This window comes from Acinetobacter haemolyticus, from assembly GCF_900406815.1.
In the GTDB taxonomy this organism is placed as follows: Bacteria; Pseudomonadota; Gammaproteobacteria; order Pseudomonadales; family Moraxellaceae; genus Acinetobacter; species Acinetobacter haemolyticus_A.
This window is the reverse complement of the sequence record NZ_OVCN01000003.1, coordinates 86810-109819: the sequence shown is the minus strand read 5'-3', so window position 1 is coordinate 109819 and position 23010 is coordinate 86810. Positions and strand designations below refer to the sequence as shown.

20 protein-coding genes are annotated in these 23010 nt (G+C 39.7%); 14 read left to right on the top strand and 6 right to left on the bottom strand.

Features of this window, described 5'->3' with window-relative positions; translation table 11 throughout:
- Window positions 1–55: 55 nt before the first annotated feature.
- The 6 genes from DK207_RS03040 to DK207_RS03015 all read left to right on the top strand — a co-directional run bounded on the left by DK207_RS03040 (window position 56) and on the right by DK207_RS03015 (window position 7907).
- Window positions 56–1576 (top strand): flavin-containing monooxygenase, encoded by a 1521-nt coding sequence (locus DK207_RS03040; RefSeq protein WP_109439926.1) that lies wholly within the window; start codon window positions 56–58, stop codon window positions 1574–1576.
- 261 nt (window positions 1577–1837) lie between these two features.
- Window positions 1838–2710: a class I SAM-dependent methyltransferase gene (locus DK207_RS03035; protein ID WP_109439925.1), complete on the top strand. Its 873-nt coding sequence runs from the start codon at window positions 1838–1840 to the stop codon at window positions 2708–2710.
- Window positions 2711–2789: 79 nt separating this feature from the next.
- The gene (locus DK207_RS03030; RefSeq protein WP_109439924.1) at window positions 2790–3719 is read left to right on the top strand and encodes a lauroyl acyltransferase; all 930 of its coding nucleotides are present in this window, start codon (window positions 2790–2792) and stop codon (window positions 3717–3719) included.
- A gap of 84 nt (window positions 3720–3803) precedes the next feature.
- On the top strand, window positions 3804–4565 hold the full coding sequence (locus DK207_RS03025) for a LamB/YcsF family protein (RefSeq protein ID WP_109439923.1): 762 nt from the start codon (window positions 3804–3806) through the stop codon (window positions 4563–4565).
- Between the two features lie 32 nt (window positions 4566–4597).
- Window positions 4598–6190, top strand: a complete 1593-nt coding sequence (locus DK207_RS03020; RefSeq protein ID WP_109439922.1) for an urea amidolyase family protein — start codon at window positions 4598–4600, stop codon at window positions 6188–6190.
- The gene (locus DK207_RS03015; protein WP_109439921.1) at window positions 6174–7907 is read left to right on the top strand and encodes an acetyl/propionyl/methylcrotonyl-CoA carboxylase subunit alpha; all 1734 of its coding nucleotides are present in this window, start codon (window positions 6174–6176) and stop codon (window positions 7905–7907) included. Before DK207_RS03020 ends, DK207_RS03015 begins: the two co-directional genes overlap by 17 nt.
- Before the next feature lie 54 nt (window positions 7908–7961).
- Here the strand turns inward: DK207_RS03015 and DK207_RS03010 are convergent, their stop codons facing one another.
- Both DK207_RS03010 and crp read right to left on the bottom strand, forming a co-directional pair.
- Complete coding sequence (locus DK207_RS03010; protein WP_109439920.1) at window positions 7962–8738, bottom strand: M48 family metallopeptidase; 777 nt, start codon at window positions 8736–8738, stop codon at window positions 7962–7964.
- 202 nt (window positions 8739–8940) lie between these two features.
- Window positions 8941–9648: a cAMP-activated global transcriptional regulator CRP gene (gene crp / locus DK207_RS03005; protein ID WP_005082645.1), complete on the bottom strand. Its 708-nt coding sequence runs from the start codon at window positions 9646–9648 to the stop codon at window positions 8941–8943.
- A gap of 146 nt (window positions 9649–9794) precedes the next feature.
- Here crp and DK207_RS03000 point away from each other — a divergent pair, with 146 nt between their 5' ends.
- Window positions 9795–10217 (top strand): OsmC family protein, encoded by a 423-nt coding sequence (locus tag DK207_RS03000; protein ID WP_109439919.1) that lies wholly within the window; start codon window positions 9795–9797, stop codon window positions 10215–10217.
- A 65-nt stretch (window positions 10218–10282) separates the two neighbouring features.
- Here the strand turns inward: DK207_RS03000 and DK207_RS02995 are convergent, their stop codons facing one another.
- The gene (locus DK207_RS02995) at window positions 10283–11083 is read right to left on the bottom strand and encodes a peptidoglycan DD-metalloendopeptidase family protein (RefSeq protein WP_162540201.1); all 801 of its coding nucleotides are present in this window, start codon (window positions 11081–11083) and stop codon (window positions 10283–10285) included.
- Between the two features lie 263 nt (window positions 11084–11346).
- Between DK207_RS02995 and clpB the strand changes: the two genes are divergently transcribed.
- The gene (clpB, locus tag DK207_RS02990; RefSeq protein ID WP_109439917.1) at window positions 11347–13926 is read left to right on the top strand and encodes an ATP-dependent chaperone ClpB; all 2580 of its coding nucleotides are present in this window, start codon (window positions 11347–11349) and stop codon (window positions 13924–13926) included.
- A gap of 169 nt (window positions 13927–14095) precedes the next feature.
- Window positions 14096–14521 carry a hypothetical protein gene (locus DK207_RS02985; protein ID WP_109439916.1) on the top strand — a complete coding sequence of 142 codons (426 nt, stop codon included), beginning with the start codon at window positions 14096–14098 and terminating at the stop codon, window positions 14519–14521.
- A gap of 31 nt (window positions 14522–14552) precedes the next feature.
- Here the strand turns inward: DK207_RS02985 and rlmKL are convergent, their stop codons facing one another.
- On the bottom strand, window positions 14553–16760 hold the full coding sequence (gene rlmKL / locus DK207_RS02980) for a bifunctional 23S rRNA (guanine(2069)-N(7))-methyltransferase RlmK/23S rRNA (guanine(2445)-N(2))-methyltransferase RlmL (protein ID WP_109439915.1): 2208 nt from the start codon (window positions 16758–16760) through the stop codon (window positions 14553–14555).
- Window positions 16761–17024: 264 nt separating this feature from the next.
- Between rlmKL and DK207_RS02975 the strand changes: the two genes are divergently transcribed.
- The 5 genes from DK207_RS02975 (at window position 17025) to DK207_RS02955 (ending at window position 21387) form a co-directional block, all read left to right on the top strand.
- Window positions 17025–17396 (top strand): hypothetical protein, encoded by a 372-nt coding sequence (locus tag DK207_RS02975; RefSeq protein ID WP_109439914.1) that lies wholly within the window; start codon window positions 17025–17027, stop codon window positions 17394–17396.
- A 120-nt stretch (window positions 17397–17516) separates the two neighbouring features.
- Window positions 17517–18533, top strand: a complete 1017-nt coding sequence (locus DK207_RS02970) for an aspartate carbamoyltransferase catalytic subunit (RefSeq protein ID WP_109439913.1) — start codon at window positions 17517–17519, stop codon at window positions 18531–18533.
- 12 nt (window positions 18534–18545) lie between these two features.
- Window positions 18546–19778, top strand: coding sequence for a dihydroorotase (locus DK207_RS02965; protein ID WP_109439912.1), 1233 nt, complete (start codon window positions 18546–18548; stop codon window positions 19776–19778).
- 207 nt (window positions 19779–19985) lie between these two features.
- Window positions 19986–20552 carry a hypothetical protein gene (locus tag DK207_RS02960; RefSeq protein WP_109439911.1) on the top strand — a complete coding sequence of 189 codons (567 nt, stop codon included), beginning with the start codon at window positions 19986–19988 and terminating at the stop codon, window positions 20550–20552.
- 58 nt (window positions 20553–20610) lie between these two features.
- On the top strand, window positions 20611–21387 hold the full coding sequence (locus DK207_RS02955) for a Rossmann-like and DUF2520 domain-containing protein (RefSeq protein WP_109439910.1): 777 nt from the start codon (window positions 20611–20613) through the stop codon (window positions 21385–21387).
- 23 nt (window positions 21388–21410) lie between these two features.
- Here the strand turns inward: DK207_RS02955 and DK207_RS02950 are convergent, their stop codons facing one another.
- The gene (locus DK207_RS02950) at window positions 21411–22133 is read right to left on the bottom strand and encodes an AAA family ATPase (protein WP_109439909.1); all 723 of its coding nucleotides are present in this window, start codon (window positions 22131–22133) and stop codon (window positions 21411–21413) included.
- A 49-nt stretch (window positions 22134–22182) separates the two neighbouring features.
- Window positions 22183–22998 carry a hydroxyethylthiazole kinase gene (gene thiM / locus DK207_RS02945; RefSeq protein WP_109439908.1) on the bottom strand — a complete coding sequence of 272 codons (816 nt, stop codon included), beginning with the start codon at window positions 22996–22998 and terminating at the stop codon, window positions 22183–22185.
- Window positions 22999–23010 lie beyond the last annotated feature (12 nt).

Genomic DNA, 23010 nt, shown 5'->3' with positions numbered 1-23010 from the left:
TTTTTTTAGGTTAATTAATGCTTATTTCAGTTAAATAAATGAAAGGATATTTTGAATGACAGCTCAAGCAAAAAAATTAAATTCTGCTGACAAAAAAGCACTCCCACAGCATATTTACGATACGTTTATCGTAGGCGCAGGGATTTCAGGTATTGCGACAGCAATCCGTCTTGATCAAGTTGGTTATAGCAACTACAAGATTATTGAAAAGGCAACACGCGTTGGTGGTACTTGGCGCGAAAACACTTATCCAGGTTGTGGTTGTGATGTACCGTCAGCTTTGTATTCATACTCATTTGCTCCAAGCGCAAAATGGAGTCACTTGTTTGCTCGTCAACCTGAAATTTTGAACTATTTAGAAGAAGTGAGTGAAAATTTTGGCGTAAGTTCAAAAATTGAATTTGGTACAGAGTTACTCAGTGCGAAATGGGACAATGAGCGTAATTTATGGGTGATGGATACCAATAAAGGGCAGTTCTTATCACGCTCAACGGTTTTCGCAACGGGCCCAATTACAGAAGCTCAAATTCCAAAATTAGATGGTTTAGAAAGCTTCACAGGCGAAATGTTCCATTCAGCAAGATGGAATCATGATTATGACTTGACGGGTAAACGTATTGCAGTCATTGGTACAGGTGCATCAGCAATTCAGTTTGTGCCACAAATTCAGCCGAAAGCAAAAGAATTGTATGTTTTCCAGCGTACTGCGCCGTGGGTTGTTCCAAAGCCTGATACGGATTTGGGTGATGTAAGTAAAAAATTAATCGAAAAATATCCATTGATCCAAAAAACTTGGCGTCAAGCGGTAGCTCAATCATTGAATGCCATTAACTTTGGTTTACGTAATCCTGCTGTGTTAAAACCAGTCGGTGAGTTAGCCAAGCTGATTTTACGCTTCCAAGTTGAAGATCCTGAATTGCGTAAAAACGTGACGCCAAACTTCACTATTGGATGTAAGCGTTTATTGTTCGCTAACAACTATTATCCAGCTTTACAGCAACCTAATACTAAATTGATCCCTCATGGTTTAGTTAAAGTTGAAGGTAATACTGTTGTGGCTGCAAATGGTGAGCGTCATGAAGTTGATGTGATTATTTGGGGTACAGGTTTTGAAGTCTCTCATCCACCAATTGGCAAGCGTGTTGCCAATGAAAAAGGTGAGATTTTAAATGACCTTTGGAAAAGCAGTTCTCCAGAAGCGTATTTAGGTACAAGCATTGAAAACGTACCAAATGCTTTCTTGGTTTTGGGTCCGAACGTTCTGGTATATGACTCTTTTATTGGTCTAGCAGAAGCTCAACTTGATTATATCGTTGATGGTTTATTGAAAATTAGAGATCAAGGTATTGCCAAGTTAAACATCAAACCTGAAGTGATTAAAAAGCACAATGAGTTAGTACAAAAGCATCTTAAAACCACTGTTTTCAATGCTGGTGGATGTAAGAGCTACTATTTAGATGCAAATGGTCGAAACTTTGCTGCTTGGCCTTGGTCGTTGAAAAAGTTAAAACAACGTTTAAAACAGATGGATTTAAACGATTACCAAGTGACGTATCAAACTGAAAAGACCAACTAATTTTTTAGTCGAGTGATATAAGGGCAGTAAATTTTATCTTAGGATGGAGTTTGCTGCTTATTTTTTGCAAGACATAACGCCGTAGTGGACAAAAATGTCCCTGTCCCGTAGGGTTACGGCTAAAATATCCCTAAACTGTATTATGAAACTTGATAAGGGAGTCGTCATTGCCTGCGTTTCATGCCTTGTTTATGTTGTCTTAAGCCTATAACGCAATGTATGGTCGAAACGTCAACAGATCCTGAACCTTAGGAAATAAATATGAAAGATGGACAATCAAGCCGAACGGCTGAAGCGGCTGCTGCATTACGTGCGAATCATTTACAAAATGCTGAAAATCCTGTTTTTTCCGATCCTTTTGCATTTGAGCTAACCAGTAAAGGTTGGAAGAAGTTACTCACTACACCGTTTACAGTTAAGTTGATGAACTCAACTGTGTTTAATCGAACTTTAGGCTTGTTAACAGGGCAGGTTGTTGGTCGTTCACGTTATGCAGAAGATTTGTTAGAACAAGCGATTCAACGCGGGACGCAACAATATGTATTGGTGGGTGCTGGCTTAGATTCTTTTACTTTAAGGCAAGCACAACAATATCCGAATTTAAGAATTTTTGAAGTTGATCATCCAGATACTCAAGCGGCGAAACAACAAAAACTCAAAGAATTTGGGGAAATTCCAACCAATGTTGAATTTGTATCGATTGATTTTGAAAAAGAGTCGATCGCTGATGCTTTGGCGCGAAGTGGTTTTCAGCAGGAACAAGCTGCATTTTTTTCTTGGCTTGGCACGACGCATTATCTCGAACCACAGACCACATTACATACTTTATCGAGTATCGCTCAAATTGCTAGCGAGGGAAGTGAAGTGGTTTTAGATTATTCAATTGACTATCGTGAGTTGGATGGTGTTGAGCGTTTCGGGAGTTTGTTTGTTTCACAATTTACTCGTTTCTTGAAAGAACCATTAAAAGGTCAGTTTCGACCGAAAGATTTGCATCAAGCTGTAAATGAAATTGGCTATCAAGTTATAGAGGATTTATCAGGTGATGGTCTAAGTCAGCGGTATTTTCATCAGCGTCCAGACCATATTCGACATACCATAGCAACGCATATGCTGCATTTGTGTTTAAAATAGATTGAGAAGAACACAATTAAGAACATTAAAAAAACTAGATATGCTACGCTGGTGAGTTTTATTTAAGAAACTTGTCGCTATGAGCGCTGAACAACAACTTGAGGCCAGTAAATTTCAATGGTCTTTTTTACTGCCTAAGTATTGGGGAATATGGATTGCTTTACTGATTTTGATGATCTTTGCAATTCTACCTTGGGCAATCCAATGGCGTTTAGCGGATCTTTTATCTAAAGTTGCATGGAAAGCTTTGAAATCTCGCAGGAAAACCACAATTAGGAATCTAGAGGTTTGTTTCCCTAATAAAAGTGAGTTAGAAATACAAAAGGATGCACAACAAGTTTTCTTGAATATGATGCTTGGTTTGTTTGAAGCATTAAATGCTTGGTATAAGCCAAGTTGGTTTAAAAACCGAATTCATATCCATGGATTACAACATATTGAAAATGCACAACAGCAAGGGGTGCTATTGTTAGGAACACATACTACACTTTTAGATGCTGGTGGTTTTGTAAGTAGTCGTTTCTTTGATTTTGATGTGGTTTATCGTCCACAAAACAATCCTCTACTTGATATGTTGATTCGTAGATGTCGAGCGACGATTTATAAGAATCAAATAGGCAAAGATGATATGAAAGGCTTAATTCACAGTCTAAAAAATGGGCATGCCATTTGGTATAGTCCCGATCAAGATTTTGGATTGAAGCAAGGTGTTATGGCGCCATTTTTTGGTGTTCAGGCTGCGACATTAACAGCGCATCGACGATTGATGAAAATTACCAAAGCATTGGCTATTCCTTTATTTTTTTATCGTGAAGGTGATATAACAAATCCGCAATATCATATTTTATTAGAACCACCTTTAGAAAATTTTCCAAGTCTTGATGAGATCGAAGATGCGACGCGAGTGAATTTGATTATCGAAAATCAGATCAGAATGCAGCCAACGCAATATATGTGGTTTCATCGTAGATTTAAAACAAGAATCGAAGGACAAGCAAAAATTTATTAATGAAACACCATTAAGTTTACTGGCATGGTCGAAACGATGGTGTAATAATTAAACGGATTACTTTTTGGATTTTGATATAAGACCATGATTCAGATTGATTTAAATAGCGACTTAGGTGAAAGCTATGGTGCATGGAAAATGGGCAATGATGAACAAATTCTTCCAATCGTAAGTAGTGCCAATATTGCCTGCGGCTTTCATGCGGGTGACCCACAGAATATTCTAAAAACCTTAAAACAGGCTGCTCAACTCAAAGTGACTGTTGGTGCGCATGTTTCTTATCCTGATTTGGTTGGCTTTGGTCGCAGAAAGATGGATTTGTCTTATGATGAGTTATTTGCAGATGTGCTGTATCAGATTTCAGCTTTACAAGGCTTGGCCCAAGTCGCTGGAACATGCGTTAAATATGTAAAGCCACATGGGGCGTTGTATAACACTATTGCTGCTGATTTAGAACAAGCTCAAGCCGTGATTGATGCGATTAAACAATATGATGCCAGTCTTGTGTTGGTTGCGTTGGCTGGATCAGCGTTGATTCCCTTTGCCCGAAAGCAAGGTTTAGCTGTAGTTTCAGAAGCGTTTGCAGATCGTGCTTATCACAGCAATGGTACTTTGGTCTCACGTCGTCTAGACAATGCTGTGATTCATGATACCGAGCTTGTTGCACAACGAGTATTGGATATGGTGTTAAAAGGCGGAGTGGATTCGATTGAAGGCGAATTTACCAAGATTCAGGCAGATACCATATGTGTGCATGGTGATACGATAGGTGCTGTACAAATGGCACAAGAGATTCGACAGGCGCTGCTAACACATCATATTCAAATACGTAATTTTGTGGCTTAAGTATTTTTGATCATAATAAAAAGAGTGATGAGATGCGGTTTTTATCAGTTAATTTGAATTGTGTATTAATTGAATTTCCCAGTTTAGAGGAAACAATAGCAACGTACCATTTTTTACAACACCATCAGCATCCTCATATTCAAGAAATGATACCCGCAGCGCGAACGATATTGGTTTATTTCAATGATCTATTTATTGATGCAAAGAACTTAATTCAATGGATTTCCGCTCAGAAAATAAACCAAGATTTTTTTGATACAGGTAAAGAAGTTGTTATAGAGGTTAATTATCAAGGTGCTGATTTAATCAATGTTGCTGAGCATGTGGGAATCAGTGTTGAGGAAGTTATCTATAAACATACGCATAGTCATTGGCAGGTTGCATTTATTGGTTTTGCCCCTGGTTTTGCGTATTTGGTCAGCTCTGATCATCCATTTACCAGTATTCCACGTTTGGCTTCACCACGAAAGAAGATTCGGGCTGGATCTGTGGGCTTGGCGGGCGAATACAGTGGAGTTTATCCAAAAGATAGTCCCGGAGGTTGGCAACTAATTGGTCAAACAGATGAAAAAATGTGGGATATTCATCGTGCTCAACCTGCTTTATTGTTACCCAGTGATCAGGTCATTTTTAAGGATGTTCGCCATCATCCAATACAGATTTCTGTCCCCAACTTGCCCGTTTCTCCTCCAAAAAATAATGAAAAATCGGCAATATTCGAAGTCAAAAGTGTGGGTTTGCAAGTCTTAATACAAGATGATGGGCGTAAAAATATGTCCAAACTAGGTATAGGGCGAGCGGGGGCGATGGATCAACGTGCTTTTAAAAGTGCGAATCTAATTGTAGGTAACCCATCTGATGCGGCTGTATTCGAAATATTGAATGGTGGACTACGCTTGAAAGCATTGCAATCAACAGTGATTGCAGTGACGGGTGCAGCAGCAGATCTTTGGATAACTTACGCGAATTCGGACAAAGTTCAGGAATCATTATACCAGCCGATTGCTTTAGATGCGGGTGATGAAATTTATATCGCGGCACCTCAGGCTGGGGTTCGTAATTATTTGGCTATTCGTGGTGGTTTAGCTGTTGAGCGTGTTCTAGAAAGCGCTAGTTATGATGTATTGGCTGAGTTGGGAACACCACCGATTCAAGTTGGTGATCAAATTTGTGCTGGTCTTTTAAAAACACAAGCAGTGAATTTAGATCAGTCGGCTATTGATTTACCAAGCAAAGGTGAAACGGTCGTTGTTGATGTCATACTCGGACCTCGAACGGATTGGTTTAATCAACAGAGTGTAGACATGTTGTTTAATCAGGCTTGGTTAGTCACCACAGAAAGTAATCGAATTGGTCTAAGACTAGTGGGAGAGCATCCACTTCAACGCGAAATAAACCAAGAGTTGCCTAGTGAAGGATGCTGTACAGGGGCAATTCAAGTTCCTGCAAATGGTCAGCCTGTTTTGTTTATGAATGATCATCCATTAACGGGTGGATATCCTGTGATTGCAGCAGTTGCTCCATATCATTTAGATCTAGTTGCTCAACTTGCAGCAGGATGCTTCATTCAATTTAGAAAAATTTCAGATTTTATGGATATCACATCACATGTACACACAGCATAAACTTTTAATCGCCAATCGCGGAGAGATTGCGGTTCGTATTATTCAAGCCTGTCAGGATTTAGGTATTCGTTCGGTAGCCGTGTATGCAGATGATGATATTGAAAGTTTATATGTCCAATATGCGGATGAAGCTTGGGCATTGTCTGGTGTAACCGCAAAAGAAACCTATTTGGATATTGATAAAATTTTAGCGATTGCGCGGCAGGCGCAAGTGACGATGATCCATCCAGGGTACGGTTTTCTGTCGGAGCGTGCGGACTTTGCTCAAGCGGTGATAAATGCTGGATTGATTTGGATTGGACCATCACCTGAAAGTATTGAGAAACTCGGTGATAAAATAGAGGCACGTAAAATTGCTCAATCTGTTGGTGCTCCTTTGGTTTATGGAACGGATCAGCCGCTTAATTCTGCGGCTGAAGCAGTCACTTTTGCGCAGCAGTACGGATTACCGATCGCAATTAAAGCGGCTTATGGCGGCGGCGGCAGGGGGTTAAAGGTAGCTTGGAGACTAGATGAGGTTGCTGATTTGTATGAGTCAGCGGTACGTGAGGCGCAAGCCGCATTTGGACGAGGTGAATGCTTTGTAGAGCAGTATTTAGAAAACCCTAGGCATATCGAAGCACAAATTATTGCGGATCAACATGGTCAAGTTGTGGTTGTGGGTACACGTGATTGTTCCTTACAGCGTCGTAATCAAAAGTTAGTCGAAGAAGCACCTGCGCCATTTATCAATGAACAGATTTATCAGCAAATCATTCAGTCGTCGGTCAATATCTGTCAAATGGCAAAATACGTGGGTGCAGGAACAGTTGAGTATTTATTGAGTCAAGATAACAAACTTTCATTTCTTGAAGTCAATACACGTTTACAGGTTGAGCATCCTGTCACAGAACAAACCACTGGCGTAGATTTGGTTGTAGAGCAAATTAGAATTGCCTTGGGTCAGCCACTTTCTATTCAAACAACCCCAAAGCCGCAAGGTCATGCAATTGAGTTTAGAATCAACGCAGAAGATCCGGCACGCGGTTTTATACCAGCTTTTGGTCGAATCACTCGGTTTGATGCACCATCAGGAATAGGTATTCGTTTAGATCGAGGGGTAGGCTCAGGAAGTCTGGTGTCCAGCCACTTTGACTCCTTGATGGCGAAACTGATTGTGACCGGAGCTACTCGGGAAATAGCGATCCAACGTGCTAAGAGAGCGTTAGTACATTTTAAATTAGAAGGTGTCGCTTCTGTATTGCCATTTCATCAGGCAATTTTAACTCAACCTGATTTTGTGAATGAATTCAAAATCCATACGCGCTGGATTGAACAAGAATGTTCACTAGATTTTGCGGTACAGCCCCGCAGCCAAAGATCAGATCAGGTGACATTACAGCGTCATCATATCGAGATTGATGGGAAATTACATGAAGTTGGATTGCCATTGGGGATTTTCCAAATGGAGAGCAAACATCGTCCAGTTGTTTATGATGAAGTTGAACGAATTCCTAAAAATGGAAATGCCGTACTTGCACCCATTAATGGTGCTATTACTGATTGGAAGATTAAAGAGCAGGATCAAGTTCAGCAAGGTGAGGTGATTGCAATCATGGAGGCGATGAAAATGGAGGTACCTGTAATCGCACACCGCACAGGGAGGATTCGGCATTTAATGGATATAAATAGAACGATAAATGCGGATGAGGAAATTGCCAGAATAGAAGTGGAATAAGTGAATAAAACAGAAGCCATTAAATCTACTTGAGATTTAATGGCTTTAGGTAGATTAACGACGGCTATTATAAATCGCCATTGCAGCAGGTAAGTTTTTACGCATGTCCGCAATACGTTGAGTGTTTGATGGGTGAGTAGACAAGAAAGCTGAGCCTCCTTTACCATCTAAACGACTCATTTTGTCCCACAAAGTAATTGCTGCATTTGGATTGTAGCCTGCTTGCGCCATGAGCATTAAACCGCCGTAGTCAGCACGACTTTCTAGATTACGTGAATAAGGTAAGCCGATACCAATTTGGCTGCCTAGATTGATCGCTGCATTACCCGCTTCACCGATATTCGCGCCTGCATAAGAAGTACCAATACCAATCGCTAGGTTAGTAAGTGCTTGAGCACCAATTTTGCTCTTTGCATGTTCTTCTAGGGCATGCGTCATCTCATGGCCCATAATTGCAGCAATTTCATCATTGGTGAGATTAAGCTTATTTACAATACCTGTATAGAAGACAACTTTACCACCTGGTGCGACATAAGCATTCACAGTATCTGATTTCAACACAGCTAACTGCCAATCAAAACGTTGACCTGTTTTATTTAACTTGTCCGCATGGGGTTTAAGTCGATTAAATACCGTGTTGATTCGTTGGTAAGTTGCAGAACTTGTATCAAGTTGATTTTTTGCGCGGGCTTCTTGAGTCATTTGTGCAAAGCCCTGTGCTGATTGTGCATTGAGGGTTGCAGTATCGGCACCAGCCATTTCAGCAAAGGATGCACAGCCAGAAATAGTCATCACAGTGATTGCACAAAGGCTTAAAGCGAACTTCTTCATACTTATTCTCTCCAAATCAGTATCTTATCAATATCAATATACTTAAGCCGAATTATAAAAAAAGTTGACCATTCTTTACATTCTGATTCTCTCTATAATCATAGTAATTATGTAATCAAAAGCCTATTGATTTTGCTCTTTTTATTTAAAAAATAAAGCCAGTGTGAACACTGGCTTTTTATATAATGATTATCCGATTTGATTAATCTTCATCATCATATTCATCTTCAGGAAAGGTGTTTTCCTCTAAAGATGCATCAAAAATTAAGATTGCTTTACCATCAGTCTGAATCATGCCTTGGTCTTCAAGTGTTTTAAGTACACGACCAACCATTTCACGAGAACAACCTACAATACGGCCAATTTCTTGACGGGTAATACGAATCTGACGACCATTCGGTAAAATCATTGCCTCTGGTTGAGCAGATAAATCGATTAAGCAACGTGCAATACGACCTGAAACGTCGATAAAGGCAAGGTCAGTTACTTTACGAGTTGTGTTTTTAAGACGACGTACCAGTTGAGCAAATACTGCGTAACTTAAATCAGGATACTGTTTACTTAATTCATGGAAATTGTCATAAGAAATCTCTGCAATTTCGCATACATCTCGAGTGCGTACTTCAGCAGTACGTTGTGGGTTCTTTTCAAAAAGACCCATTTCACCAAAGAAGTCCCCAGGGTTCAAATAAGCAACAACGATTTCACGTTCATCATCTTCACGTAAAATAATTGATACTGAACCTTTTAAAATTAAATACAGTGATCTTGATTCCGTTCCAGCGTCAACAATCGTGGTGCGTTTAGGGTATCTGTTAATATGAGCACGTTTTAGCAAAGCTTTTACTGATTCAGGTAGTTGGCCTGGAGATAAAGCATCAGTGCTAAGATGTGAAAAATTTGAAGTCATGCTTAAAATTTCCGAATTTGGATAAAACCGATCGCACAGGCTCATTTGAGCTTTTTCTACACAGAAGAGATGAAATTCCTTATCAACTCATTTTATGTTAGTGTACAAGAACAGAGTAAATTTATAACGTTTTTCGGGTAGTTGCAATGCAAACAAGTGTACATTGGTTAGAGAATGTTGCTTTTGAGGCGAAATCAGAAAGTGGTCACAGTTTAGTGATGGATGGTTCTGCTGAATATGGGGGTGAAAACCGTGGACCACGTCCTATGGAGTTGATTTTAATGGGACTTGGTGGGTGTGCTTCGTTTGATATTGTGACCATATTAAAGAAATCTCGCCAAGATGTGACAGGTGTCATATGTCAGCTTAAAGCCGAGAGAGCAGACACAATTCCAGCAGTATTTACCAAAATTCATTTACACTTTGTGGTAACAGGGAAATCCGTTAAAACCAAGCAGGTCGAAAAGGCTGTGGAACTGTCAGCAGAAAAATATTGTTCAGCTAGTAAAATGCTGTCGGATGGTGGCGTGGAAATTACTCATGATTTTGAAATCGTAGAAGCAGAATAAATGTAAAACTATTAAGTTTATCTAAAAAGTGATCTATTTAATTTAGATCACTTTTTTATTGTTTTTTACTTTAGAAATAACTGAGGATCCACACGTGCATTGTTAAGGCTCATTCCCCAATGCAAATGTGCACCCGTAACACGCCCTGTTTTACCGACTAAACCAAGAACTTCGCCTTGACGAATGGATTGTCCTTTTTCGACATTAATCTTACTGAGATGACAGAACATACTAATTAAACCTTGACCATGATCAATCAGTACAGTTTTTCCATTAAAAAAATAATCTCCCGTTTGAACAACAACACCATCCGCTGGTGCAACGACGGTTTGTCCTACGGGTGCTGGAATATCTAAACCAGAGTGGGGTGCACGTTCTTCGCCATTAAAGAAACGCTTACGTCCAAAAGAGTTACTAAATTTTCCTGTTGTGGGGCGAATAAAGCTGGGCATGCTTTGCCATGAACTGGTTGTAAATGACTCATAAACTGTATTTTGTTCCGTAGCTTCCCGTGCATAACGGTCTAACTGTGCTTGACTTGGGTTGACATAGTCTTGATTTTTGATGGTGAGGCGTTGTTCAGCATATTTATAAGGCTGAATTTCAATTTGTATCGGTGTGCTATTCGTGGTGAGCTGTAATTGACCAACAGGTGTAGAGAGAGGGATACCTAGCACAGCATAACGTTGTGTACCTTCTTGCGTGATTAACACAGGCTTTTGTTGATAAAAAACTTCTGTGGTTTCTGTAGTTAAAGGAATAACAGCAATGCCACCAGCGCGTCGAGAGTCTTGGGGAAGTTGAGCAAATGCAGTATGAAAAGAGACGAGGCAAATGGCGCCAAGCAACATTGTTTTTAGATACATGAGTGACATTTTTGATTCAAGTAAAATGTAAAGCTAAAAGGTTCGGTTAAAAATCACAATAAGGATTTTGTTCAAAATGGAACAGACAGAAAAATTATACAAAATAAACTTGAAATCGATCGTTTAGAGACCCATATTATCACTGAGTTTTATTCATAATTGTTTTTATAAAATACTGAAAATTATATAAATTTTATTTGAAATTTAAAAAAGCGTTCCCATCTTAGTGATAAGTTAAAAATTTGTTGTGAGGAATAACAAGAATGCGTTTTGAAAAATTTACAAACCGCTTACAGCAAGCGCTCTCTGATGCACAATCCTTGGCGATGGGTAAGGATCATACTGCAATCGCAGGGATTCATATCCTGACGACTTTATTAGAAGAACCAGCCAATCTAAGTTTGTTGCAACAAGCGGGTGCTCGTCTACCAGAACTTAAGCAGAAACTTGAACAAGCTGTGCAAAATGCACCGACACTGGCCAATCCGACGGGTGATATTAATCTTAATCCAGAAGCGGTAAAGGCGTTAAATCTAGCTGATCGCTATGCTCAGAAAGCAGGTGATGAATTCTTATCTACGGATTGGGTATTACTTGGTTTAGCCGAAACAGGAGAAACCAAGACCATTCTCAATAGTGTTGGTGTAACCTCAGAAAGCTTGCGTAAAGTTATAGAAAATATAAGAGGAAATGACAAAGTCATGAGCAATAATCACGAAGACCAACGTGACTCACTGAATAAATATACCATTGATTTAACTGAGCGAGCATTAGCGGGCAAACTTGATCCTGTGATAGGTCGTGACGATGAAATTCGCCGTACGATTCAGGTTTTGTCTCGTCGTACCAAAAATAACCCTGTGTTAATTGGTGAACCAGGGGTCGGTAAAACTGCGATTGTAGAAGGTTTAGCACAACGTATCGTTAATGGCGAAGTACCAGAAGGATTGAAGAATAAACGAGTCCTTTCACTGGACTTGGGTTCACTACTTGCAGGTGCAAAGTACCGTGGTGAATTTGAGGAACGTCTAAAAGCAGTCCTCAAAGATCTTGCCAAGCATGAAGGTGAAATCATCCTATTTATTGATGAGCTACATACGCTGGTCGGTGCAGGTAAAGGTGAGGGCGCCATGGACGCAGGGAATATGTTAAAACCTGCTTTAGCGCGCGGTGAGTTACGTTGTGTTGGTGCAACCACTTTAGATGAATATCGTCAATATATTGAGAAGGATGCTGCACTTGAGCGTCGCTTCCAAAAAGTATTGGTGGATGAACCAAGTGTTGAGGATACCATTGCGATTTTACGTGGTCTAAAAGAGAAGTATGCAACTCACCATGGCGTGCAAATTTTAGATTCTGCGATTATTGCTGCAGCGAAAATGTCGCATCGTTATATTACTGATCGTCAATTACCAGATAAGGCGATTGATTTAATTGACGAAGCAGCATCGCGTATCAAAATGGAGATTGATTCAAAGCCTGAAGCTTTAGATAAACTTGATCGTCGTTTAATCCAGTTGAAAATGCAATTGGAAGCCGTGAAAAAAGATCAAGATGATGGTAGTAAAGCTGAAGTCAACCATCTTGAACAGCAAATTGCTGAAAAGCAAAAAGAATACAACGATCTCGAAGAGATTTGGAAAGCTGAAAAGACACTGGTTGAAGGGGATAAGAAAGCGCAAGTTGAATTGGATCAAGCCCGAGTAGCTTTGGAAAAAGCGAAACGTGAAGGTGATCTGGCTGAAGCGGCACGTTTGCAATATGGGGTGATCCCAGAGTTGCAGAAACGACTTGAACAAGCTGAAGTTGCTGAGGAAAATGAAGAGCCGAAGTTGATTCGTACTAAAGTGACTGAGAATGAAATCGCTGAAGTGGTAAGTGCGGCAACGGGCATTCCTGTGGCAAAAATGTTGCAAGGTGAACGTGAAAAATTACTGCATATGGAAGAGTTTTTACATAACCGTGTGGTTGGGCAAGATGAAGCAGTGGTGGCTGTTTCTAATGCAGTCCGTCGTTCACGTGCAGGTTTATCTGACCCGAACCGTCCTAGTGGCTCTTTCTTGTTCCTTGGCCCGACAGGTGTAGGTAAAACTGAGTTAACTAAAGCATTGGCGAATTTCTTGTTTGATAGTGATGATGCCATGATTCGAATCGACATGTCCGAATTTATGGAAAAACACTCAGTCAGTCGTTTGGTTGGTGCGCCTCCAGGCTATGTGGGTTATGAGGAAGGTGGCGTTTTAACGGAAGCTGTACGCCGTAAACCATATAGTGTGGTGTTGTTTGATGAGGTAGAAAAAGCACATCCAGATGTGTTCAATATCTTACTGCAAGTATTGGATGATGGACGTTTAACCGATTCACAAGGCCGCGTGGTTGACTTTAAAAATACAGTGATTGTGATGACCTCAAATCTAGGTTCACAAGATGTACGTGAATTAGGTGAAACGGCGACAGACGATGAGGTTCGAGCTGTAGTGATGGGTGCTGTGAGTCAACACTTCCGTCCAGAGTTTATTAACCGTATCGATGAGCTGGTAATTTTCCACTCTCTGAAAAAGGCACAGATCCGTGGTATTGCCGATATTCAGTTGGATCGCTTACGTGCCCGCTTAGCTGAGCGCGACATGCGATTAACTGTAGATGATACTGCTTTCGATCTATTGATAGATGCCGGTTTTGATCCTGTGTATGGTGCTCGTCCGTTAAAACGTGCAATCCAGCAACAGGTAGAAAATAGTTTAGCTCAGAAAATTTTATCTGGTGAATTCCAAGCTGGAGATAATATCCTGATCAAAGGTGAAAACAGCCAGCTCATCTTCGATAAGGTTAAACTCAGTTAAGCTTAAAATTTTATCAATTGAACAAAAAGATGGTGATGAAAATCGCCATCTTTTTTTATTTATATGCTATTGATCAGTTTTTTTCAGGAATATGCTGAATATGATTGCAGCCTGATGAAAAACTTGATAGTTTCAGAACAAATAAGAAAAAAATTCAGGATGAATTGCAATGAAAGACAAGCAACATTATTACGCAGGTATTTGTGTAATTTTGTGCATGGGTATTTTGCCTTCTTCATTTGGGTGGAGTGCTCAACCGATGCCAGAATCAACCTTAGCACTACAGACAGGATTGGCAACGAGTACCTTGCCGAATATTATTTTCAAAGCCAACCAAGATGCTTTACAACCTGAGCAAGAACGCTGGCGCATTCAACGTGCGTTAAGTGATCGTTTTTTACGTGAAGTAAGAATCAGTATGTTGGAAGATGGTTCACTATCGCCCTATGAAGAACAAAAGAAAAATACGGTTTCAGATAGTCGTGATAAAAAGCGGGCGTCTCTAAAACCGCATAGAGAATCACCCGATCGATTTATGGTGTATGAGTTTGAATCGACGAATATACATGGTGAAATCACGATTACTGTGAAGTAATCGTGACCTGAAATATTACCGCCCTGATCGCTTATTTTATTGAGGGATGCATAATTTTCCACGCTCTGTGGATCTTATGATTTCGTTTGAAGTCTAAACCGATCGTCTCGTTTGTAATTTCTTCAATCTCATACATGGCTTCAATCTCTTCATCTAATTCAAAACCGCGGTAGTTATTGGAAAAATACAATGTACCATCGCTGGTTAAGCGATTCATTGCACGCTTAATCAGCGACACATGGTCACGTTGCACATCAAAGGTACCATAGAACTTCTTCGAGTTTGAGAACGTTGGAGGATCAATAAAGATCAAATCGTACTGTTCATGTCCTTCTTTTAACCATTCGAAACAGTCACTAGCAAAGAACATGTGCTGTTCATCAGCATGATCCACGGTTAAACCATTTAGTACAAAGTTTTCCTTAGACCAACTCAAGTAAGTGTTGGATAAATCTACACTGGTTGTACTGGCTGCACCGCCCAAAGCGGCATGTAAACTCGCTGTTGAAGTGTAGCTATAAAGATTTAGGAAGTGTTTCCCACGGGCTTCTTTGGCGATTCTCAAACGCATTTGGCGATGATCTAGGAATAAACCTGTGTCTAAATAATCGGTCAAATTTACCAAGATTCGCGCATTGCCTTCTTGAACAATAAAGCGTTTAGACGCGGTGCTTTGCTTGGTATATTGGTTTGACCCAGCTTGTCTTGCACGAGTTTTAATAAAGATGGCATCACGGCCTAAGCCCGTTACAGCACGAATCGCCGCAAGAGCTAAATTAAAACGTTTTTTTGCTTTTTCAGGATCAATACTTTTAGGTGGGGCATATTCCTGTACATGCAATCGATCGCCGTACAGATCAACTGCAACATTGAAGTCTGGCAAGTCTGCATCATATAAACGCAAGCAGTAAACATTTTCTTTAACAGCCCATTTTTTTAGGTTCTGCATGTTTTTTTGCAAGCGATTGGTAAAGTCTTCTGCACCTTCAATTTTTTCGAATTGCTGAGGTTGCCAAGTTGCTAAAAATGGCTGGGTGACTGTGGCTGGTTTTACAGTACCAAATCGAACATAAATCGGTAATTTACCATTCATCAAGCGGAGTGTTTGAGGCTCAAGAAAAGCCAATACATCAGCTTGTTCAACCTGTGCAGCAATAATTGCTGCACGCTGATTTGGGAAATTCTTTTGTAATAGTGCCGATAAACCTAGATATAAAGAGCGGTTAGATGCTTTATCACCTAAACGCTCACCATAAGGTGGGTTGGTGACGATAAAGGCTTTCTTTCCTTCAGCATGGAAATTATCCCAATCCGCTAAAGTACGTTCTTCAATTTGAATTTGATCGAGTAGTTTTTCAAAACCAGCGGCTATAATGTTTTGACGTGTTGCTTTAACTGCCTCCCAATCTGCATCATAAGCATATAGTTTTGGCAGTGGTTGTTCTAAAGCCTTTTCATGGCGTTCAGCCGCTTCAGCTTTTAGTGATAACCAAAGTTCACGGTCATGTCCATGCCAGCCGTTAAAACCGAAACGTCTAACCAAACCTGGCGCACGATCAGTCAATATCATCAGGGCTTCAATGATAAATGTGCCCGAACCACACATAGGATCAAGGATAATATCGGGTTGATATTGTGCTAACTCTGCTTTTTGTAAAATTGCTGCTGCTAGATTTTCTTTGATCGGGGCATCGGTCATAAAACGACGATAACCACGTTTATGTAACGAATCACCAGATAAATCTAAGCAATAGGTATGTTCTGTTTTTCCTGCCAAAACATATAGCGTAATTTCGGGTTGCTTAATATCAATGCTTGGACGTTTACCAACAGCTTCCATAAAGGAATCCACTACGCCATCTTTAACACGTAAGGTTGCAAATTGGGTATTGACCTTAATTTCGCGTTCAACATGGAGTCGAACTGCAAAAGTACTTTGTGGTGCAAATACAAGCGACCAATCAAAACTGATGGCACCTTCATAAAGCTCTTCAGCCACATCACGCGCATCATGGGTATGTTCAAGCTCATGAGTATGAATTGGTAAAAGCACTCGAGAAGCAAGACGAGACCACATGCAAATACGGTATGCATTTTCAAGTGTGCCTTTAAATACCAAACGTCCAGCGAAGCGTTGAATGTTTTGAATCCCTAAGTTTTCCAATTCTTGTTGTAATAAGGTTTCAAGTCCATCCGCACAGGTCACCCAATAGTTTGTCAGACGTTGTGTAGAATTCATGCACATTTCCAAAAAAGCAGTTCAGCAATCGGCTATTTTAACTGATTTTTATCCATTCTGTCGGTGCTTATTTGTGTGATTGTCAGCTTTATCATCGATTAACGTTTTTTATGAATAGCTCTTAACTGGAGATTCGTCATTTAAAAAGCCGTTTTGAATAATATTTTTAATCGTTGGTACATATTTTGCTAACTGTAATATTGCTCATCAGCAAATTATTTTTCTTAAAGTTGATGAAATTAAAGAAATTTAGTGGGGAAAGTCATGGAAGGTAATCTGAAAAATGATGTGGTGATAAATACAGATGCTTTTGCAATCGCAACGCAAATGTATGTTCGTATGCGACGCGTATCAGGTCGGGTCATTGATGTAATGTATTTGGTCAATAATAAGGATTACGCCAGACATATTATTGAACTTGCTTTGGCAACGGAAGATTCGGAATTAGAGCGACATGTTGCTCGCTTAAGTTCATTAATTGATTTGTTGCCTGAAACCATCGCTGGCGAGAAAATATCCCGAACAGAGAATGGGAAAGAGTCGATTGGCATCCCAGAGAATGATTCTAATGAGGTAACTGAGGAAGAAATTTACCAAGCCCAAATTCATCATCACTATATTGGTGCATTACGTTAAGTGAAATAGGTTGCAAGGCGCTAATTTATTGCAACATATCGATGAAAAGTTGTGCTACTAAAATAAAAGAATTGGGCTACACTATGCAAGTTTTGGTGATTCGACCCATAGGAATCCATTATGCATATTGCAGCCCTGCATCAACCGAGTCAGGTTCAATTGAATCAACAAGGAAATTTAAAACACTTTTTAACAATTGAGGGTCTTTCCAAGGAAAGCCTGACCAAAATTTTAGATACTGCGCAAAGCTTTTTAGATGAAAATAATAATTTGATTAACCGTCCCTTATTAGAAGGGTTAACGGTGATGAATCTGTTCTTTGAAAATTCTACTCGTACCCGAACTACATTTGAAGCGGCAGCGAAACGCTTATCTGCAAATGTATTGAATATTGATATCGCACGTTCCAGCACATCCAAAGGTGAAACCTTGCGAGACACTCTTTGGAATTTGGAAGCGATGGCTGCTGACATTTTTGTGGTACGTCATTCTTCATCGGGTGCAGCGCATTTCATTGCCAAAGATGTCTGTCCGAATGTAGCGATTATCAATGCAGGGGATGGACGTCATGCACATCCTACACAAGCGATGTTGGATATGTTGACGATTCGTCGTGAAACTAAAAAGCCTTTTGAAGAGTTATCGGTTGCCATTATCGGTGATATTAAACATTCACGTGTAGCACGCTCGAATGTTGCAGCACTACAGACTTTAGGTTGTAAAGATATTCGTGTGATTGCACCAAATACCTTATTGCCTGTTGGCTTTGATGAATACGGTGAACATGTTCGTTTGTTTAATAAAATGGATCAGGGCGTGAAAGACTGTGATGTGATTATTGCATTGCGTATTCAAAATGAGCGTATTGATTCGCCTGCGCTATCTTCACAAGCTGAATTTTATAAAATGTATGGCTTAAACAAAGAGCGTTTGGCATTGGCTAAACCTGATTGTATCGTGATGCATCCAGGTCCTATGAATCGTGGTGTTGAGATAGATTCGAGTGTCGCTGATGGTGATCAATCGGTAATTTTAAAACAAGTGACCAATGGTATTGCAGTTCGTATGGCAGTACTTGCACTTGCAATGCAAGGGCAGTTACAAGAACAAGGTTTAATTGAAGCGATTGCGCTGTAAGGGATAGATCACATGAGTATTGTAAAAATTGAAAATGTCCGTGTGCTCGATCCGATTCAAAAAACTGATCAAGTCAAAACGGTTTATATCGAAAATGGCAAGTTAGTTGATTCTGTTGACCAAGTAGATGAAGTAATCAATGGTCAAGGTAAGTGGTTAATGCCAACCATGGTTGATCTTTGTGCACGTCTCCGTGAACCAGGTCAACAGCAACACGGTACCTTAAAATCCGAAGGTAGAGCAGCACGTGCCAATGGTATTCTACACGTCATTACACCGCCAGATTCTAAGCCTATTGTTCAGGACAATGGTGCTTTGATTCATGGTCTAATCGAAAAAGCATGGTTAGATGGTGGCATTTATATGCAAATCATCGGTGCGCAAACTCAAGCTTTGAATGGTAAACAACCTGCTAATATGGCAGGTCTAAAAAAAGGCGGTTGTACCGCTGTTTCCAATGCCAATGCAGCTTTTGAAAATGATGATGTGGTCATCCGTACACTTGAGTACGCTGCTGGTTTGGGTCTGACTGTTGTTTTTTATGCAGAAGAAGCTCAAATTGCAAAAGATGGCTGTGTACATGAGGGCTTTATTGCCTCACGCCAAGGTTTACCAATGATTCCAGCGATTGCTGAAACAGTTGCGATTGCTAAATATCTTTTGATGATTGAAGCAACAGGGGTAAAAGCTCACTTCGGTCTATTGTCATCTGGTGCATCGGTTGAGTTAATTCGTACAGCAAAAGCTAAAGGTTTACCCGTCACGGCTGATGTGGCTATGCATCAATTACATTTAACAGAACATTTAATTGATGGCTTTAATTCATTAGCGCATGTACGTCCACCTTTGCGTTCAGAACAGGATAAAGCATTATTGCGCCAAGGTTTAAAAGAAGGCGTTATTGATGCGATTTGTACCCATCATGAACCGTTAAGCAGTTCTGCTAAAATCGCACCATTTGAAGAAACCCAGCCAGGCATTACAGCATTTGATACCTATGTTGCTTTAGGTGTTCAACTGATTCAAGAAGGTGTATTTGAACCTTTAGAATGGGTTGAAAAAGTGACGATCATTCCTGCTGAGGTTGCCAATATGCGTGACCGTTGGTTACAAGAAGCGGGATGGGTGTTGCTTGATCCTGAACTGGAATGGACTGTATCCAAAGAGAGCATTCTTTCTCAAGGTAAAAATACGCCATTATTAGGACAGCAGCTCATAGGCAAGGTGATGCATACGTTTGCTTAAGTTTTAACTCAAGTTATTGCGTGGAATAGACTTTTGAATCAAAGCTCTATTCCATAATCTGTAGCTGATGTGTGTATATTGTATTGAATTTTTTAAAAAACAATAAAAATGATAATAAATAGATTAAAGTATCAATGAAATGAGATTTATTATGCATAAAATTATAAAAAAGAGATGTGAGTCATTTGAATTGTTGGAGTTAATACAATGTCTACAAATCCAATGGAGCTACTTAAACAAAAAGTATCAGCGGTGATTGTCAATGATCAAACCAGCTTGGTAAATGAAAAAAACGATATTTTATCAAGATTTTACCCAATTCTTTTGGCTCAATTTTTAGAGAAGCCCCAACTTGTCGATCAATTAAAAGAAAAACTAACACCTTCAGTTTATGATTTATTTGAAAAAAATGATCAAGTAAAAAATGCATTGTTGTTACGTTTGGCTGCAGGGCGTGTTTCGGTTGCTGAAGTGGAAAAAACTTTGAATCGAGCCATCCCAAAGAGCTTGGCTGTGCTTTCAAATGAGATCGGGAACGATACCATTAGCATTATTTACTATCTTCGAGATCATAAAAAGTCTATTCACGCACTGTTGCCGAATTGGATGCCTGAGGTTATGAGCTTAGGACAAGTTACAGAAAAAACTTTGATGCCGCCGATTTTGACCATGCCTGTTACGCCACAAGATTCAAAGCAACCCAAAGCTTTTCCTTTCTTTGCTTTGGTTTTTGCTAGTTTCTCACTACTTTGGTTATATCAGATAAGTAAATAATTGATTTAGATCGCGGTTCTTGGCATGCTGCCAATCAAACAACATTTAGATTGAGTTTATGCGTATTACATTTATTGGTGCTGGTCGGGTTGCTACTCATTTAGCCAAAGTTTTGCATCAGCAGCATCATATTGTTCAGGTTTTTAGTCGTGATTTAGAAAATGCGGAAAATCTAGCTTCTCAAGTAAATGCTCAAGCAATTGATCAATTCGCGCAATTAGATTCACGAACCGATTTAGTGGTGATTGCTGTCAGTGATCAAGTAATTGCTGAAATTATGAATTCAATTACATCACTCGTACCTCAGAGTTTAATTGTACATACTTCGGGCAGTACGAGCTTAATCACGATAGAGCAAGCATCACAGCGAACAGGGGTGTTTTATCCACTACAAACTTTTAGTTTGGATCGCGATATCGATTGGATTGAAACACCAATTTTTGTAGAAGCATCAACACAAGCCGATTTAGAAATACTGACAGGGCTTGCTAATAGCCTAAGTAATAGAGTCTATCAATATAGCTCTAAACAACGTCAAACACTGCATTTAGCGGCAGTATTTGCATGCAATTTTAGTAATTATTGCTATGACATGGCGCAGCAAATCGTTGCTGCTGAACAGGTCGATTTTAGCTTGTTATATCCTTTGATAACTGAAACAGCCAGTAAAGCTGTTGTTAATCAACCCAAGCTTATGCAAACAGGTCCAGCAATGCGCGGTGATCAAAATATTTTAAAAATGCATCAACAATTGCTTGCCCAATCTGAAAGAACTGACTTAGCACAGATTTACACATTAATGAGCGAAGGGATTTTCAAACGTCACCATTCATAGGATAACAGGGAGATTGAAATATTTTACTCAATATCAATAATTTGTTTGAGGTAATCGCCGTTTGAGTTAATAATTTCTTTATACATATAGTAGATATGTGTGTCTGCAAAATTCACTTCACGCAGGCTATTCTCGGTCAATTGAAGCAATTGGATATTTGGCATCAGCATTAAAATAGGTGAGTGCGTTGCAATGATAAATTGCGTACCTAACTTACTCAGTTGAATTACTTTTTCCACAAAGTTAATTTGATTATTGACTGAAAGTGCGGATTCTGGCTCATCAAGAATATATAGACCTTCGGCGCGAAAACGGTGATCAATAAGTGCTTTCATTGCTTCACCATGTGATAGCGTATGTAAATCTTTCCCGCCGTAGAAATTTCGAATGGGTGGTCCGAAACTTGGTGCATTATCGAGTTGACGCATTTCGGTTAGAAAGTTGTAGTAAGTTTCAGAGCGATAAAAAAAGATATCTCTTATTCGACGTGGAGATTTTTGGATACGCAAATGTGAGCTATAGTCTAAATGGGTATCTTCGGTCTTATAATTAAAATTGACCGTTCCTCCTTCAGCCGAGCAGCCGAATTTTAAAGCTAAAGCTTCTAAAATCGTTGATTTTCCACTGCCGTTCTCACCAGTAATTACAGTGATATTTTTTCTAAACTCAAGTGGATAGAGATGAAAAAATGGAAAATCATCTGGGATGGTATTTAATAATTCAACTTTAGTGAGTAAAGGTTTCATTAATCAATCATTTAAGTCAAAGCAGCATTGATTGTTTATGTATAAAGAATCATAGACAATCAATGCTGTAATATTGATGAATTAAATTATCATCTAACATATGTAGATAGTCTAAAAACATAATATTAAAACTACCGACTGTTTGTGCTTGGTCATAAGCAAGTTTACCAGCAATTGCAAAGTGTAAGTGCGAAGCAAGTGCAGCAATTGCGGGCGAAGCAACCGCACTATAAGCTGCTGTTAAAGCACCTAGCGCGCATCCTGTAGCAGTGATTTTCGGTTGTAGATGACAACCACCATTGACTTGAATCACCATATCAAATTGCTTTGAAATAATATAATCAGAAACGCCAGAAATGGCGACACAATCTGTATGCTGCAATAAACGCCGAGCTTGCTCATAAACATCTTGGCTATTGAGTGTACTGTCTACGCCTTTAGATTGAACATGATTACCTGCTAATGCACTAATTTCTGAGGCATTTCCACGAATGATCGTTGGGTGGTATCGCAATAATTGATCTACGGTTTGACTGCGCCATTTTAAGATTGGACCGTAGCCGACTGGATCGAGAACCCATGGTATTTGATGCTGTTGCGCCGTTTGAGCAGAAATCAACATCGCTTGGGTTTGTTCTGTGGTCGGTGTGCCAACATTAATACTTAAAGCAGCACTAATTTTGGTAAATTCTTCGGCTTCATATGGATTATCAATCATCGCAGGAGATGCACCAGCTGCCAGCAGTATATTGGCGACATAGTTGTTGGCAACACTGTTGGTCATACACTGAATCAACGGTGTTTTTTGTTGCAACGCATGCCAAGCTTGAATGACTTGATCAATCAATAGTTGTTTTGATGACATGATAAGAATCCT